Genomic DNA, 14669 nt, shown 5'->3' with positions numbered 1-14669 from the left:
TTTTACAAATCTGAATCCAGTTGGCATCTCCCCACGTACAGGCTGCGTACGCCCGCAAAAGCATGTGCGCTTAATTGCAAACTAGTGTCTTCCACCACCCCATAGTCAAAATGTATCGATACACTTTGTCATACAAATGACATCGTCGGCAGATGGGCCACGGGCGTCTTTTGCACCACCACGCCAAAACACCCATAAAGCACCGTGAATTCTCGACACACCACCCGAACAGCTCCCCTGCTGGCTGCGCTGATGGCCCTGGGGCTGGTCTCTGCCCCCCTTCCCACGGCCCATGCCCAGACCGCGCCCGCCAAGGAGCGGGCCAAGGCACGCGCGGCGCGCGCGGCAGCGACCGCCACGGCAGCATCCGAAAGCGCCGCCCCGGCGCCTGCGGCTTCTGCAGCCACGGCGGCAGCGCCCGCCCTGCCGCTGCGCCAGTGGAAAACCAGCCTCAAGGACCTGGGCCTGGCGCGCCCGGTCACGCTGCGCGGCGTGGAGAGCGAAGCCAGCGTGGGTGTGGGTGTGCGGCGCGACGAAATCGTGGAGGCCGCCCGGCTCCGCCTGACCTTCACGCTTTCGCCGGCGCTGATCCCGAACCTGTCGCACCTCAAGGTGATCCTCAATGATGAGACGCTGCAGACCATCGTGCTCGACAAGGAGCGCCTGGGGACCCAGCAGACGGTCGAGCTGAACATCGACCCGCGCTACTTCACCGACTACAACCGCTTTCGCTTCCAGTTCATCGGCCACTACACGATGGAATGCGAGGCGCCCAACCATTCGAGCCTGTGGGCCACCATCAGCAATGAAAGCCAGCTGGACCTGTCGCTGCGCCAGATCCCGCTGCGCGACGACCTGGCCCTGCTGCCCGCGCCGTTCTTCGATCCGCGCGACAACCGGCCGGTGAACCTGCCCTTCGTGTACGGCGCCAAGCCCAGCACCGGCACGCTCAAGGCATCGGGCTCGATTGCCAGCTGGATCGGCATGCTCGCCGGCTACCGGGGCAACCAGTTCCCGGTGTTCGAGAACCAGCTGCCACGCCAGCATGCCGTGGTGCTGGCCACCAACGACAACCGCCCCGCCTTCCTGCAGGCGATGGCGCCGGTCACCGAACCCACCCTCTCCGTGGTGCCCCACCCCGACGTCCCGGGCGCCAAGCTGCTGCTGGTGCTGGGAAAGGACGATGCGCAGGTGCAGATGGCCGCCGATGCCCTGGCCCTAGGCAAGGCGGTTCTGTCGGGGCAGAGCATCGCCGTCAAGTCGCTCGACTACCCCGACCTGGCCAAGCCCTACGATGCGCCCCGCTGGATCACCACCAAACGCCCCGTGCGCCTGGCCGAGCTGGTGCAGAGCGCGGCCGACCTGCAGCTGCGCGGCTCGGTGCTCAACGACACGGTGAACGTCTACACGCGCATGGCCCCCGACCTGTTCACCTGGAACGCCAAGGGCGTGCCGCTGGACCTGACTTACCGCTACACACCCAACAGCGTGTCGGACCACGGCGCGCTGAACATCTCGATCAACAACCAGTTCATCCAGTCCTACCCGCTGCAGTCGCGCGAGGACCGCACCAGCAGCAAGAGCACGGTGATGCTGCCGCTGTTCGACGATGGCAATGCGCAGACGCGTTCGGATCTGAAGATCCCGGCCTTCATGATCGGCGGCGACAACCAGCTGCAGTTCGCCTTCCAGATCCCGCCCAACGACCTGGGCCGCTGCCGCTCGGCTCCGCCCACCGAGCTGTTCGCCGCCATCGACCCGCAGTCGACCATCGACCTCACGGCGTTTCGCCATTACCTGGCCATGCCCAACCTGGCGGCCTATGCCAACAGCGGCTTCCCCTTCACGCGGGTGCCGGACCTGGCGCAGACCTCCATCATCCTGCCCAAACAGCCCACGACATCGGATGTGGAAGTGTTTCTCACCGCCGTGGGCCGCATGAGCGCCTCCACCGGCTACCCCGGCACGCGTTTCAAGCTGCTGCGCGCGGACGAGGCCGACAAGGCTGCCGACACCGACATCCTCGTGATCTCCCAGGCCGACAGCGACGGCCTGCTGCAGAAGTGGAAGAGCCACCTGCCGGCCCTGCTGGCCGCAGGCGCGCGCTCCGTGCAGCCGCTGGAGCGCGCCATGGGCTCCTTCATCGATCTGTTCAACTTCGAATCCAACCAGCGCCTGTCGGCCTCGGGCGGCCAGGCCATCCTGCAGGGCAATGGGCCGCTGGCGGCCGTGACTGGCTTCGAGTCGCCTCTATCGGCCGGGCGCAGCGTGGTGGCCCTCACGGCCACCGACAAGGAGGCCATGGCACTCCTGAGCCTGGGCCTGAACGACGCAGGCAAGATCAAGAGCCTGCGCGGTGACCTGGGCCTGATGCGCGGCGATGCCATCGAGAGCTTCCGCATCAAGCCCGTGTACTACGTGGGCGACCTGCCGTGGTGGCAGCGCCTGTGGTTCCACATGCACAGCCACCCGCTGCTGCTGGCCCTGGTGGGCATCGGCTCCGGCCTGCTCCTGACCTTCATCGTCTACGCCGCGCTGCGCAGCATGGCCCGGCGCCGACTGGCGGCACGCAATGACTGATTTCCTTCGACGCCGCACAGCGCTGCAGGCCGGTGCCGGTGCCGCGCTTCTGTCCTGCCTACCGGCCGCCCGGGCCCAGCAGGCGGGCGCCGGCCGCCCGACCTGGCCCGCCTGGGATGCCTTCAAGGCCCAGTTCATCAACGAAGGCGGCCGCGTGGTCTCCGACGATGACGGTGGCGGCCAGACCTACTCCGAAGGCCAGGGCTATGCGCTGTTCTTCGCGCTGGTGGCCAACGACCGGCCCATGTTCGACAAGCTGCTGCGCTGGACCGAGAACAACCTGTGCGCCGGCGACATGACGGCGCGCCTGCCTGCATGGCTCTGGGGCAAGCGGCCCGACGGCACCTGGGGCGTGATCGACGCCAACGCCGCCTCCGACGCCGACCTGTGGATCGCCTACGCCCTGGGCGAAGCCGGGCGCCTGTGGAACGAGCGCAGCTACCGGGCCCTGTCGGCCCTGCTGGCGGCGCGCGTGCTGCGCGAAGAAACCGCTGACATCCCGGGCCTGGGCCCCACCCTGCTGCCCGCACCCAAAGGCTTCGTGCAGCCCAACGGCCGCTGGCGCCTGAACCCGAGCTACATGCCCATGCACCTGATGCACTGGCTGGCGGCGGGTGACGCCGACCCGCAGTGGAAGCTGCTGGTGGACAGCTCGCTCAAGGTCATCCGCGGTTCGTCGCCCAAGGGCTTCACGCCCGACTGGACGGTGTACGACGCCAAGCAGGGCTTCCTCGTTGACACCGAGGGCAAGGAGAAGGGCCAGGGCACCTACAACGCCATCCGCGTCTACCTGTGGGCCGGCATGATGCATGCCGACGCACCGGGCCGCCGGGCGCTGCTCGACACCCTGGCGCCCATGGCCCGCTACGTGCGCGACCAGGGTTATCCGCCCGAATCCATCGACATCCTGAGCGCGCAGGCCTCGGGCCCCGCGCCCTCGGGCTTCTCGGCCGCGATGCTGCCCTTTCTGCGCGCCGCGGGGGACGACAAGGCCCTGCAATCGCAGCGCATGCGCCTGGAGGCCCGGCCCCTGCGGCCTACGGCCTACTACGAGCAGGTGCTGGCCCTCTTCGGCCAGGGCGCATTCGATGGCCAGTACCGCTTCACGGCGGCGGGCCAGCTCATCGCGCGGTGGAAGCCGTGACCAGAACGCCGCGCCGACCCCGCCACTGGCTGCCCTCGCTCACCCTGCTGGCCGCCGCCTGCCTTCCGGCCAGCCACGGTGTGCTGGCCAGCGCGCCGCCGGCCATCGAGGCCGAGCTGCTCAGCGGTGCGCGTCTGTGGGCCTCCAAGAACCGCCCCGACATGGCGCGCCAGCTGATCGACAAGCTGCTGGCCATGGACCCCTACTCCCCCCAGGGCCTGGGCGCCCTCGGTGACCTGGCGCTGCGCGAGAAGAAGACCGACGAGGCCAAGCGCATTCTGGAGACGCTGCGCACCCGCCACCCAGAGCACAAGGTGACGCAGGAGCTCGAAACCCTGGTGCGCGTGTACGGCCCCGACCGCGAAAAGCTCTCGCAGATGCGCCTGATGGCGCGTGCCGGCCGCAAGGCCGAGGCCGCCGACGTGGCGCGCGAACTGTTTCCCAGCGGCCCGCCCGAACTCGGCGGCCTGGCGCTGGAGTACCTGCAGATCGTGGGCGGCTCGGGCACCAAGGGCAGCGGCGAATCCGTGCGCCAGTTGGGCAAGCTCTACCAGGAAACCGGTGAGTCGCGCTACCGCCTGGCGCAGCTCGAAATGCGCATGTACGGTGGCGAGAACCCCAGCACCGTGGTGCAGGAGATCGAAGCGCTTGCCAAACAACCCGACGTGAATGCCCAGCAGCTGCAGGACCTGTGGCGCCGTGCCGTGGACCGGCTGCCCAACACCGCCGCGAACATGCCGCGCGTGCGCGCCTTCCTGCAGCGCTACCCGGCCGACCAGGCCATGGTCGACCGCCTGGCCGCCATGCAGCAGGCCGTGGAACGCGCGGAGCGCGCCGCCCGCGACCCCGCCAACATCGCGCGCAATGCTGCGCGCGTGGCACTGGACCAGGGCAACACCGAACGCGCCGAAGAGCAGTTGCAAATCGTGCTCGCGCTGCGCCCCGGCGATGGCGAGAGCCTGGGCAACCTGGGCATGATCCGCCTGCGCCAGGGCCAGCATGGTGAGGCCCAGGACCTGTTCGGCCAGGCCTTCGCACTCACGCGCCAGGGCAAGTGGAAGGACCTGCAGGCCACCTCCCGGTTCTGGGGCTTTCTGCGCCAGGCCGATGTGGCGCTGGAGAAGAGCGAACTGGCCACGGCAGCCGACCTCGCGGGCCGGGCCCTGGCCATGCAGCCGAACAATGCCGAGGCACTGACCACACTGGCCAGCATCCGCGACCTGCAGGGCGACCGCACCCAGGCCGAAGCCCTGTACCAGAGCGCGCTCAAGGCCGAAGCCAACAGCAGCTCGGCCTTGAAGGGCCTGGCCGGTCTCTACGCCCGCACGGGCCGCTCGGGCGAAGCCCTGGTGCTGCTGGAAAAGGCCTCGGCCAGCGACGCGGCCCTGGGCGAGAAGCTCGTGGGCACGCAGGCCGACATCCTGGTGGCACAGGCCGACGGGCACATGCAGGCCCAGCGCCTGAGCGCCGCCATGCGCACGCTGGAGTCGGCCATCGTGCTGACGCCGGGCGATGCCTGGCTGCGCCACCGCCTGGCCCGCCTGTACCTGCGGCTGAACCTGCCGCGCGAGGCGCTGAGCGTGATGGACGAAGGCATCGCGCGGACCACCACCACCGCCGAGGACCGCAGCGCCATGCACTATGCACGCGCCCTGATCCGCTCGGCCGTGGACAACGACCTGGGTGCCCTTGCCGACCTGGCACAAATCCCCGCTGCAGAACAGACCGATGCCATGCGGGCGCTGGTGCAGCGCTCCACGGTCAAATCGCTGGTCGCCCGCGCCGGCGCCAGCCGTGACGCGGCTGACGCACAGGCCTTGCTGTCCCAGGCCGAGCAGGCGGCGGGCAACGATGCCGAACTGCTGTATGCCGTGGCCAACACCTGGTTCCGCCGCACGCAACCGGCCCGCGGCGTGGCGGTGTTCGACCGCCTGGCCGCGCGCAGTCCTGGCCTGCCGATGGACGTGCGACTCGACCATGCCCAGTTGCTCAACCGCGCGCTGGACGACGCGGGCCTGGCCGCCCGCCTGCCCGCCCTGCTGCAGTCGCCGGGCTGGAGCGAGGAGCAGGAGGCACGGCTCATTGCCCTGTACACCGCGCACCGGGAGCGGCTCATCGAGCAGCAGCGCCAGGCCGGCAACCTGGGCGAGGCCTTGCGCCTGGCGCGCCAGCCCCTGCAACTGCCCGACACGCCGACCACGGCGCAGCAGCGCACGCAGACGCAGGCGCGCCTGCTCATGGCCGCAGGCGAGTACGCCGATGCGGCCCGGTTGCTGGCACCGCTGGCCAAGGCCCAGCCCGACAGCCTGGAAATCCGCATGAACCTGGCGGACGCCTTGTCGCGCCTGGGCGATGCACGGGGTGCCACCGAGCAGGCGCTGTGGCTGCAGGACCACCTGCCGCCCACCGACGCCGGCCAGCAACTGGCGCTGCTGCGCATCTGGCAGCGCGCAGGCCGCATGGACGAAGCGCGTACCCTGTCCGCCAGGCTGCTGCAGGCCTTCCCGCAGGACAGCGACGTGCTGCTGCATGCCGCGCGGCTGGAGCGCGCCAACCGCAACTATGCGCAGGCACTGGTGTTTTTCCGCAGCGCGCTCACGCTGGAGACGCGCGGCGCTGCCAGCCCGCCCACGGAGCGCGCTCCAGGCGAATCCGCAGTGGTCGAGCCCCCGCTGGTGCTGCAGCAAAGCTACGCCCTCTCACTGCCGGTCGACCAGGCCGTGGTGGCCAAGATCCAGGGCGAGATCGACTCCATCGAGGCGCGCCGCCAGGTGTGGATCGAGGCCGCCCACACAGGGCTGCGCAAGAACTCCACCGACGGCATCTCCAGCCTGCGCGGCTGGGAGCGGCCCCTGGTGGCCTTCATGCCGCGCGGCTACGACGGGCACTACTTCCTGCACGTGGACCGGGTCAAGCTCGATGCGGGCGAACTGCCTGCCGATGGCTCGGACTTTACGGACTTCGGCCAGATCGCGGCGCTGCCGCCCAATTCGCCATTGGCCTACCGGCGCCAGCGCGGCTCGGGCACCAACCTGGGCTTCGGCTTTGTGGGCGACGATTTCCAGTGGGACATCGGCACCACGGGCGTGGGCTTTCCGGTGACCAACTTGGTGGGCGGCATCGCCCGGACCGGCGACCTGGGCCGCTACGGCTACAAGCTCGAAGGGTTCCGCCGCCCCATCACGGGCAGCCTGCTGTCGTATGCCGGCGCGCGCGACCCCATCACCGGCCAGGTGTGGGGCGGCGTGGTGGCCACGGGCGCTTCCGGGCGCCTGTCGACCGACTTCGGCCCCTACAGCAGTTCGGTGAGCCTGAGCCTGGCGGCCCTCACGGGCAAGAACGTGGAGAGCAACATCCGCGCCCAGTTGCGCATGGCGGTGGACCGCGATGTCTGGAAGAACAGCCACAGCGTGGTGAACATGGGCGTGACCTTCTCGGCCTGGCACTACGGCAAAGACCTGTCGGAGTACAGCTTCGGCCATGGCGGCTACTACAGCCCGCGCAGCTATGCCTCGGTGGCCCTGCCCATCGAGTGGAGCGGCCGCAAGGGGGCGTTCACCTGGCTTGCGCGGGGCGCGATCTCGGTCTCGCGCAGCAGCAGCGCCGACACCGACTACTTTCCGCAGAACGCGCTGCTGCAGTCGCTGGCGCGGGCGCGCCTGGCCGAAAGCGGCAGCGTGCCGGTGTACGCGGGCAGCTCCGGCTCGGGCTTCGGCCGATCGTTCCGCGGCGTGCTGGAGTACCAGGTCAGCAAAAACCTCGCGCTGGGTGCCCAGCTGGAGCTGGACCGCTCGGCCTACTACGCGCCCACCAACCTCATGGTCTACGGCCGCTACCGCTTCGATCCGGTGCTCGCGCCGCTGGAGAACCGGCCGCGCCCCGTTCAGCCCTACTCAAGTTTCTGAGATGTCCTCCGCCTCTTCCTCCCAGCGAAAAGCTGCCCCGCCTGCAGGTTGGCTGCGCTCCCTTGCCCGGCTTGTGCGGCCCCCATCGCGCCAGGACATGGTCGGCGGCGCCGCACCCACGCGCATCGGCATTGAAGGCCTGCCCGACGGCGTGGGGCAGTTGCCGCCACATGTGCCGGTGTCGCTGGTGGCGGCCGACGACAGCAGCGCCGCGCTGTGGTTCCCGGCCCTCATCGAGGATGCCGTCGCTGCAGGCCCGGTGGCCCTGGTGGCATCGGGCACCGCATGGGCGGATGAACTGCTGCTGCGCCCGCCTGTGCGCGAAGCCTACCGCACGGGCCGGCTCATGCTGTGGGTGCTCTCGCCCGGCCTGCAGGCCGAGGTGCGGCGCCACGGCCTGCCACCCTTGCTGGAAGAGCTCGGGCGCACGGGACTCAAGGACGAACACGCCCTGTACATCTGCGATGCGCAGGGCCTGCTGACGGGCCTGAGCGTGACCGAGCTGGCGCGCGTGAGCCGCCAGCTCAGTGCGCTGTGCCGCGAGCGGCTGCGCCCCGTGGTGCTGGGCTTCTTTCCCCCGCTGGAACCCGAGGTGCTGCTGCCTGCGCTGCGCAACCTTTGCCAGATGTCCATGCACATCGCCACGCTGCACACCGAGGCCGACCGCTGGAGCCTGGGCCTGGAGCGCTGGAATACCGATGCCGGCGCCCTCTTCCAGACCGCCTTCGGCCTGCTGCACGACGGCGCATCGGGCCGCCTGGCCGCCGATGGCACGCGCACCCGCGGCGCCGTGCGCGAGCTGGTCGAGGCCGTGGACCAGTCGGAGGTGATCGCCACACGCGCCTCGGTCGATGGCCAGCGCGGCGTGCCCGGCCACTGGCGCATCGTCGACAGCCTGGCCGACATGGAAGTGGCCGCCGCCGCAAGCGTGGCCGCCACGGTGCTGATCGACGCCGGCCAGGCGTCGGACTTCGAGGCGCGCGCGCGCCTGGTGCACCAGCTGCGCCTGTCACGCCCGCTCACGCTCAAGATCGTGGTGCGTGAAAACCTGGGCAAGCTGCGCACGCACAGCGAGCAGGCCCTGCTGCAACTGGGTGCGAGCGCCGTGGTCTACAAGGAAGTGGGCTTCTCCCGGCTGCTGCAGCTGCTGCAGGACATCAACGCCCAGAGCCACACGCGCAAGGTGCACCCCGACTACGAAGAGGCGCTGGACAGCTTCATGCCCGCGCGCGAGCGCGGCTACCAGCCGCCCGCGCAGTTCTGCACCCTGGTGCGCGGCATGCTGGACCGCACGCACGGCATCGGCCTGTCGCACAGTCTGGTGCGGCTGAACGTGCTGGCGCAGATCCCCCACCTCGACGCCCTGCGCGCCTGCCACACCTCGCGCGACGGTGACCTGTTCACGGCCGACCACGAAAGCGTCTACGTCTTTCTGTTCGCCTGCCGCGAACCCGACGTCGAGCTGGCCCTCAACCGCCTGTTCACGCTGCCATTGACCCAGCTGTTCTCCAGCGAGGCCACGGACAGCTCGGACACCGGCATCCGGGCCATGGTGACGCCCCTGCAGGAATCGCTGCGCAAGGGCCTGCCCGACTACAGCGCCGCCCTGGCGGACAGCCCCCGGCCCAGCGCTTCACCGGCCCCAGCGCTGGTGGCGCAGGCGGTGGCACCGGTCTCTGCAGCGCTGCCGACCGCGCCCATCCCGGCGCCCGATGCGCCCGGCACCGAATCCCGCCCGCTGCTGCCCATGGCCGCCGGGCCTGGCGTGCAGCACCGGCCCATTGGGCGGCGTGCCGTGCCGCGCCCCTCACCGAGGTCCATGGCATGAAGATCCTGATGGAGCTGCTGCTCTACACCGTGCTGGGCGCGCTGCTGGCCTGGCCCTGCTGGCTGGTGCTGCGCCGCCTGCGGCACGCGCGCCGGCCGCTGCGCTGCGTGCAGCCCTACCGCCCTGAGCTGCCGCCCCCCGGCGCAGTGACCCCGCCCCGCGCGGAATGACCGAACGAATGAAGAGAGACCCTGCATGCGCGTGATTGCCATCGTATCGCCGCTCGGTGGATCGGGGCGCACCACCCTGGCCGCCCACCTGGCCACGCTCCTGGCGCGCCAGGGCCCGCCCTGCCTGGCGGTGGAACTGTGTGCCCAGAACCTGCTCGCCAGGCACCTGGGCATGCAAGAGCCCAGCGCCCTGGGCTGGGCGCCCCTGGCAGCGGCGGGCCAGTGGTGGGCCGATGGCGGCTTCGACAACACGGACGGCGTCAGCGTGCTGCCTTTCGGCAAGGCGCCGCCCGATGCCATCGAAGCCCTGCACAGGCAACTGCAGGCGCAACCGCGCTGGCTGCTGGACCAGCTGGAACTGCTCGACGTGCCCGACGATTGCACGGTGGTGCTGGACACGCCGGCGTGGCCATCGCCCCTGGCGCGTGCAGCGCTGCGCTGTGCCGATGTGGTGCTGGTGACGCTGGAGGCCTCTGCCCGCGCCTGCGCCGACCCCGCCGGGGTGCAGGCCATGCTGCACGAGGCAGCAGCGGCACCGGCCGACCAGGGCGTGCTGGTGACGCGCTTCGACCCGCGCCGCATTTCGCACCGCGAAGCCCTGCAGACGCTGCGCCAGCAATGGGGCGAACAGCTGATTCCCTACACGCTGCACGAAGACGAGAACATCCCGCGCGCGCTGGCACGCGCGATGTGCGTCCACAGTTTCGCGCCCCAGGCCCAGTCTGCCCATGACCTGCAGGGCGTGTGCAACTGGCTCACCGGCCAGCGCCAGGCGCCCCCGTCGATGCTGGTGGCGGGAGCCAGCCGGCCATGATGGCGCAACCCGATACCAGCGCGGCCCTGCCCGCTGAAACCCCGCGAGTGCAGCACGCCCGCGCACGGCTGCGCCTGGCGTGGGCCTGGTTGGCGCGCCAGCTCGAAGTGGCGCCCGGCGCCCCCTGGTGGATGTGGCTGTGGCGCTGCGTGGTGCTGCCCGCCACCCCGGAGCGCGCCCTGCTGCCCTGGCTGCTGCAGCCGCTGCACTGGCTGTTTGCCGGCCTCGGCTTCGTGCTGCGCTGGGGCTGGAAAGGCCTGGCGCTGCTGCTGACCGCCGTGTTCTGGCCGATCCGGCTGTTCCTGCGCGCCATGGACCGCCTGGCCGCCCACGTCAATGTGGGAAAAGGCATGCGCCTGGCTGACCAGGTGCTGTCCCCCGCCCTGGAGGTCCCCGGACTGCGCTGGGCCGTGCTGGCCGTGGGCATGGTGGCCGGCCTGGTCGTGATGACCACGCCCTTCAACTGGTTCGGGCAGACCCTGTTCATGCTGCTGTGCTGGAGCCTGTCGCTGGTGCTGCGCCGCCTGCCGGGGCGCTACCCTTCGCTGGCCCTTGCCGCCATCAGCCTGCTGGCCATGGGCCGCTATGCCTGGTGGCGCATCACCTCGTCCATCGAGTTCGACTCGGTCATCGAGTCCTTCCTCGGCTATGGCCTGCTGGCCGCCGAGGCCTACACCTGGCTGGTGGTGGTGCTGGGCTTCATCCAGACCGCCTGGCCGCTGCACCGCCGCCCGGCCGAACTGCAGGGCGTGCCGGCATCGTGGCCCACGGTGGATGTGTACATCCCCACCTACAACGAGCCGCTGAGCGTGGTGCGCACCACGGTGCTGGCCTCGATGGCGCTGGACTGGCCCAAGGACAAGGTCAAGGTCTTCATCCTGGACGACGGTCGGCGCGAGGAATTCCGCGAGTTCGCCGAGTCCATGGGCGTGGGCTACATCGTGCGCCCCGACAACAACCATGCCAAGGCCGGCAACCTGAACCACGCGCTGGCCAAAACGGACGGCGAGCTGGTCGCCATCTTTGATTGCGACCACATCCCCACGCGCTCCTTCCTGACCACCGCCGTGGGCTGGTTCCAGCGCGACCCCAAGTGCGCCATGCTGCAGACGCCGCACCATTTCTTCTCGCCGGACCCGTTCGAGCGCAACCTGGGCACCTTCCGCCGCGTGCCCAACGAGGGCGCGCTGTTCTACGGCCTGATCCAGGACGGCAACGATTTCTGGAACGCCACGTTCTTCTGCGGCTCCTGCGCGGTGATACGCCGCGGCCCGCTGATGGAAGTGGGCGGCATCGCCGTGGAGACGGTGACCGAGGACGCGCATACGGCCTTGAAGCTGCACCGGCGCGGCTACACCACGGCCTACATCAACGAGACACAGGCCGCCGGCCTGGCCACCGAGAGCCTGTCGGCCCACGTGGGCCAGCGCATCCGCTGGGCACGCGGCATGGCGCAGATCTTCCGCGTGGACAACCCCTTCACGGGCAAGGGGCTCACGCTGTGGCAGCGCATCTGCTATGCCAATGCCATGGTGCACTTCTTCTTCGGGCTGCCGCGGCTGGTGTTCCTCACCGCGCCCATGGCTTTCCTGTTCTTCGAGTGGCACATCATCAACGCTGGCGCCATCATGATCGCGCTGTACGTGCTGCCCTACATCCTGCAGTCCAACATCGCCAACGCCCACGTGCAGGGCGAGCACCGGCACACCTTCTGGGCCGAGGTCTACGAGACGGTGCTGGCCTGGTACGTGGCCCTGCCCACCACGGTGGCGCTGATCAACCCGCGCCTGGGCAAGTTCAACGTCACGGCCAAGGGCGGGCTGGTGGACCAGCCTTATTTCGACTGGGTGATCTCGCGCCCCTACACGGTGCTGGTGCTGCTGAACTTCGCCGCCTTCGGCATGGGGCTCATGCGCCTGTTCTTCTGGAACACCGAGGAGACGGCCACGGTGCTGCTGAACCTGCTGTGGACCACCTACAGCATCCTGATGCTGGGCGCCGCGCTGGGCGTGGCCTCCGAGGCACGCCAGGTGCGCCGCATGCACCGCGTGTCCACGCAGCTGCAGGCCACCCTGTACCAGGACGACGGCAGCGTGCTGACGGCCGTGTGCACCGATTTCTCGATGACCGGCGTGGGCCTGCAGCTGCCGCAAGGCACGCAGCTCACCGTGGGCGAGCAGGTCCAGGTGGGCCTGTGGCGCGGCGATACCGAATGCACTTTCCCTGCCACCATCATGCTGCACCGGGGCCAGAGCGCCACGGGCCTGCAATTCGACCCCATGACCCGCGAACAACAGATCGACCTGGTGCAGTGCACCTTCGCGCGCCCCGACACCTGGCGCGAGTGGAACGACAGCCATGACACCGACCGCCCCCTGCACGGCCTGCAGGAGATCGCGCAGCTGGGGGTGCTGGGCTACCGCAAATTCTGGGGATCGCTGGTGGATGCCGCCAAGGCCCGCTGGCCGCTGGGTGGCCAGCGCGGGCAACAGAGGCTGCGTGCATGAGCTACTGGAACCTGTATTTCCTGGCCAAGGTCGGCCTGACCTTCACCGGCTACATCGGCTTCAACTGGTGGCTGAACCTGCTGCTGTGGCTGGCGCTGCTGCCACCCATTGGCCACCGGCTGCTGCGGCGCACCCGCGCGGTGCTGGCCTGGCCGGCGGCGCTGGCGCTGCTCTACCACGACTCCTACCTGCCCACGCCGGCACGCGTGCTCTCCCAGCTCAAGGCGCTGGCCGGCTTCAGCGCAGACTACTGGCTGGAGCTGGCCACACGGCTGGTGAATCCTGCGGCGCTGGTGCTGGCCATTGCCGGACTGTTCCTGTACGCAGCGCTGGCGCGCCGCGTGCGCTTTGCCACCTTCGCCCTGGCCGGCATCCTCAGCGTACCGCTGGTGGCGGCCATCCAGGAGCACAAGGCCCAGGAAAATGAAGCCGGCGGCACCCTGGCCAGCCAGGGCGATGGCACGCAGCCGGCCGATGCCTCGGACCCCGATGCCCTGTTGCAGAAGTTCTACGCCAGCGAGGGCCAGAAACGCCTGCAGTTCACCTCGGCCGCGGGCAGCACGCCCCCCTTCGACATCATCCTGCTGCACGTGTGCTCGCTGTCCTGGGACGACATGGAGTTCGTGGGCCAGCGCAACCACCCGCTGCTGCAGCGCTTCGATGTGCTGTTCACCAACTTCAACAGCGCGGCCAGCTACAGCGGCCCGGCCTCGCTGCGGGTGCTGCACGGCTCGTGCGGGCAGACGCCGCACAAGAAGCTCTACGAGGGCATCGATCCGCAGTGCTACGTGTTCCCCAACCTGGAAAAACTGGGCTACCAGACGGCGGGCCTGCTGAACCATGATGGCCTCTACGAAGAGTTCGCCCACACGCTGGAGCAGCGCGGGGGCCTGGCCGGCAAGCTGCAGCGCAACCAGGATGCGCCGGTGCACATGCAGAATTTCGATGGCTCGCCGATCTACAACGACTACGCACTGTTGTCGCAGTGGTGGAAGAAGCGCAGCGCCCAGAGCGGCGGCGCGCCGGTGGCGATGTACTACAACACCATCTCGCTGCACGATGGCAACCGCGTGCCGGGCATGAGCTCGCGCAGCAGCCTCGATACCTACAAGCCGCGCCTGGTGCAGCTGATGGCCGACTTCGACAAGTTCATCACGGAGCTGGAGACCGCTGGCCGCCCGGTGGTGGTGGTGCTGGTGCCCGAGCACGGCGCCTCGCTGCGCGGCGACAAGATCCAGATCTCGGGCATGCGCGAGATCCCGGGCCCGCGCATCACCCTCGTGCCGGCCGCCGTGAAGCTGGTCGGCATGAAGAAGGCTGCGGACGCGCCGCCCGCCGCGCCGGTGGTGGTGAACCAGCCCATGAGCTACCTGGGCCTGTTCACGCTGTTGGGTGATCTGCTCAGCGACAGCCCCTATGCCGCATCGGCCCGCCCCCTGGCCGAGCGCGTGAAGGCGCACGAGACGACGCCTTTCGTCTCGGAGAACGCGGACGTGATCGTGATGCGCAACGCCGCCGGCAAGTACATGATGAAGTCGGGCAACGGAGAGTGGATTCCGTATACCTACTGATACATCGGTGCCCTGGGGCGCTTTGCGCCTGGGTACCGGCCGGGCAGCCCCAATCTGGTGCAGGGATTGCGCTGGCACAGTGCCGCAGGCCGCCGCTTCCCGCATAATCGGTCGGAGAGCCCGCCAAGCGTCGGGGCCTCTTTCCTGCCC

At 69.4% G+C, this 14669-nt stretch carries 8 protein-coding genes; all 8 read left to right on the top strand.

Annotation, left to right across the window (positions count from 1 at the left end; all coding sequences use genetic code 11):
* Positions 1-204 precede the first annotated feature (204 nt).
* From bcsB to bcsG, 8 genes are read left to right on the top strand one after another with little or no spacing between them, the layout of a single operon-like run.
* A complete protein-coding gene (gene bcsB, locus ACSQ9E_RS02860) occupies positions 205-2580 on the top strand; it encodes a cellulose biosynthesis cyclic di-GMP-binding regulatory protein BcsB (protein WP_436216841.1) in 2376 nt (791 codons plus the stop codon).
* Positions 2573-3724, top strand: a complete 1152-nt coding sequence (bcsZ, locus tag ACSQ9E_RS02855) for a cellulose synthase complex periplasmic endoglucanase BcsZ (RefSeq protein ID WP_057202018.1) — start codon at positions 2573-2575, stop codon at positions 3722-3724. The genes bcsB and bcsZ overlap by 8 nt, the downstream gene beginning before the upstream one ends.
* A complete protein-coding gene (locus ACSQ9E_RS02850; RefSeq protein WP_436216840.1) occupies positions 3721-7629 on the top strand; it encodes a cellulose synthase subunit BcsC-related outer membrane protein in 3909 nt (1302 codons plus the stop codon). The genes bcsZ and ACSQ9E_RS02850 overlap by 4 nt, the downstream gene beginning before the upstream one ends.
* Position 7630: 1 nt before the next feature.
* The gene (gene bcsE, locus ACSQ9E_RS02845; protein WP_436216839.1) at positions 7631-9457 is read left to right on the top strand and encodes a cellulose biosynthesis protein BcsE; all 1827 of its coding nucleotides are present in this window, start codon (positions 7631-7633) and stop codon (positions 9455-9457) included.
* Positions 9454-9627 (top strand): hypothetical protein, encoded by a 174-nt coding sequence (locus ACSQ9E_RS02840; protein ID WP_157412458.1) that lies wholly within the window; start codon positions 9454-9456, stop codon positions 9625-9627. Before bcsE ends, ACSQ9E_RS02840 begins: the two co-directional genes overlap by 4 nt.
* Before the next feature lie 25 nt (positions 9628-9652).
* On the top strand, positions 9653-10441 hold the full coding sequence (gene bcsQ / locus ACSQ9E_RS02835; RefSeq protein WP_436216838.1) for a cellulose biosynthesis protein BcsQ: 789 nt from the start codon (positions 9653-9655) through the stop codon (positions 10439-10441).
* On the top strand, positions 10438-12948 hold the full coding sequence (gene bcsA / locus ACSQ9E_RS02830; protein ID WP_436216837.1) for a UDP-forming cellulose synthase catalytic subunit: 2511 nt from the start codon (positions 10438-10440) through the stop codon (positions 12946-12948). Before bcsQ ends, bcsA begins: the two co-directional genes overlap by 4 nt.
* Positions 12945-14519, top strand: a complete 1575-nt coding sequence (gene bcsG, locus ACSQ9E_RS02825; RefSeq protein WP_436216836.1) for a cellulose biosynthesis protein BcsG — start codon at positions 12945-12947, stop codon at positions 14517-14519. The genes bcsA and bcsG overlap by 4 nt, the downstream gene beginning before the upstream one ends.
* The last annotated feature ends 150 nt before the right edge of the window (positions 14520-14669 follow it).

This window comes from Acidovorax sp. LjRoot118 (genome assembly GCF_964253575.1).
Classification (GTDB): domain Bacteria; phylum Pseudomonadota; class Gammaproteobacteria; order Burkholderiales; family Burkholderiaceae_C; genus Acidovorax.
The sequence above is the reverse complement of the archived record's forward strand: the minus strand, read 5'-3'. Positions and strand labels throughout refer to the sequence as shown.

Excerpts from the sequence above, each read along its gene's own strand:
- ACSQ9E_RS02840 (WP_157412458.1), top strand. The coding sequence starts at position 9,454 with ATGAAGATCCTGATGGAGCTGCTGCTCTACACCGTGCTGGGCGCGCTG.
- bcsG (WP_436216836.1), top strand. The coding sequence starts at position 12,945 with ATGAGCTACTGGAACCTGTATTTCCTGGCCAAGGTCGGCCTGACCTTC.
- bcsZ (WP_057202018.1), top strand. The coding sequence starts at position 2,573 with ATGACTGATTTCCTTCGACGCCGCACAGCGCTGCAGGCCGGTGCCGGT.
- bcsQ (WP_436216838.1), top strand. The coding sequence starts at position 9,653 with ATGCGCGTGATTGCCATCGTATCGCCGCTCGGTGGATCGGGGCGCACC.
- bcsE (WP_436216839.1), top strand. The coding sequence starts at position 7,631 with ATGTCCTCCGCCTCTTCCTCCCAGCGAAAAGCTGCCCCGCCTGCAGGT.
- bcsA (WP_436216837.1), top strand. The coding sequence starts at position 10,438 with ATGATGGCGCAACCCGATACCAGCGCGGCCCTGCCCGCTGAAACCCCG.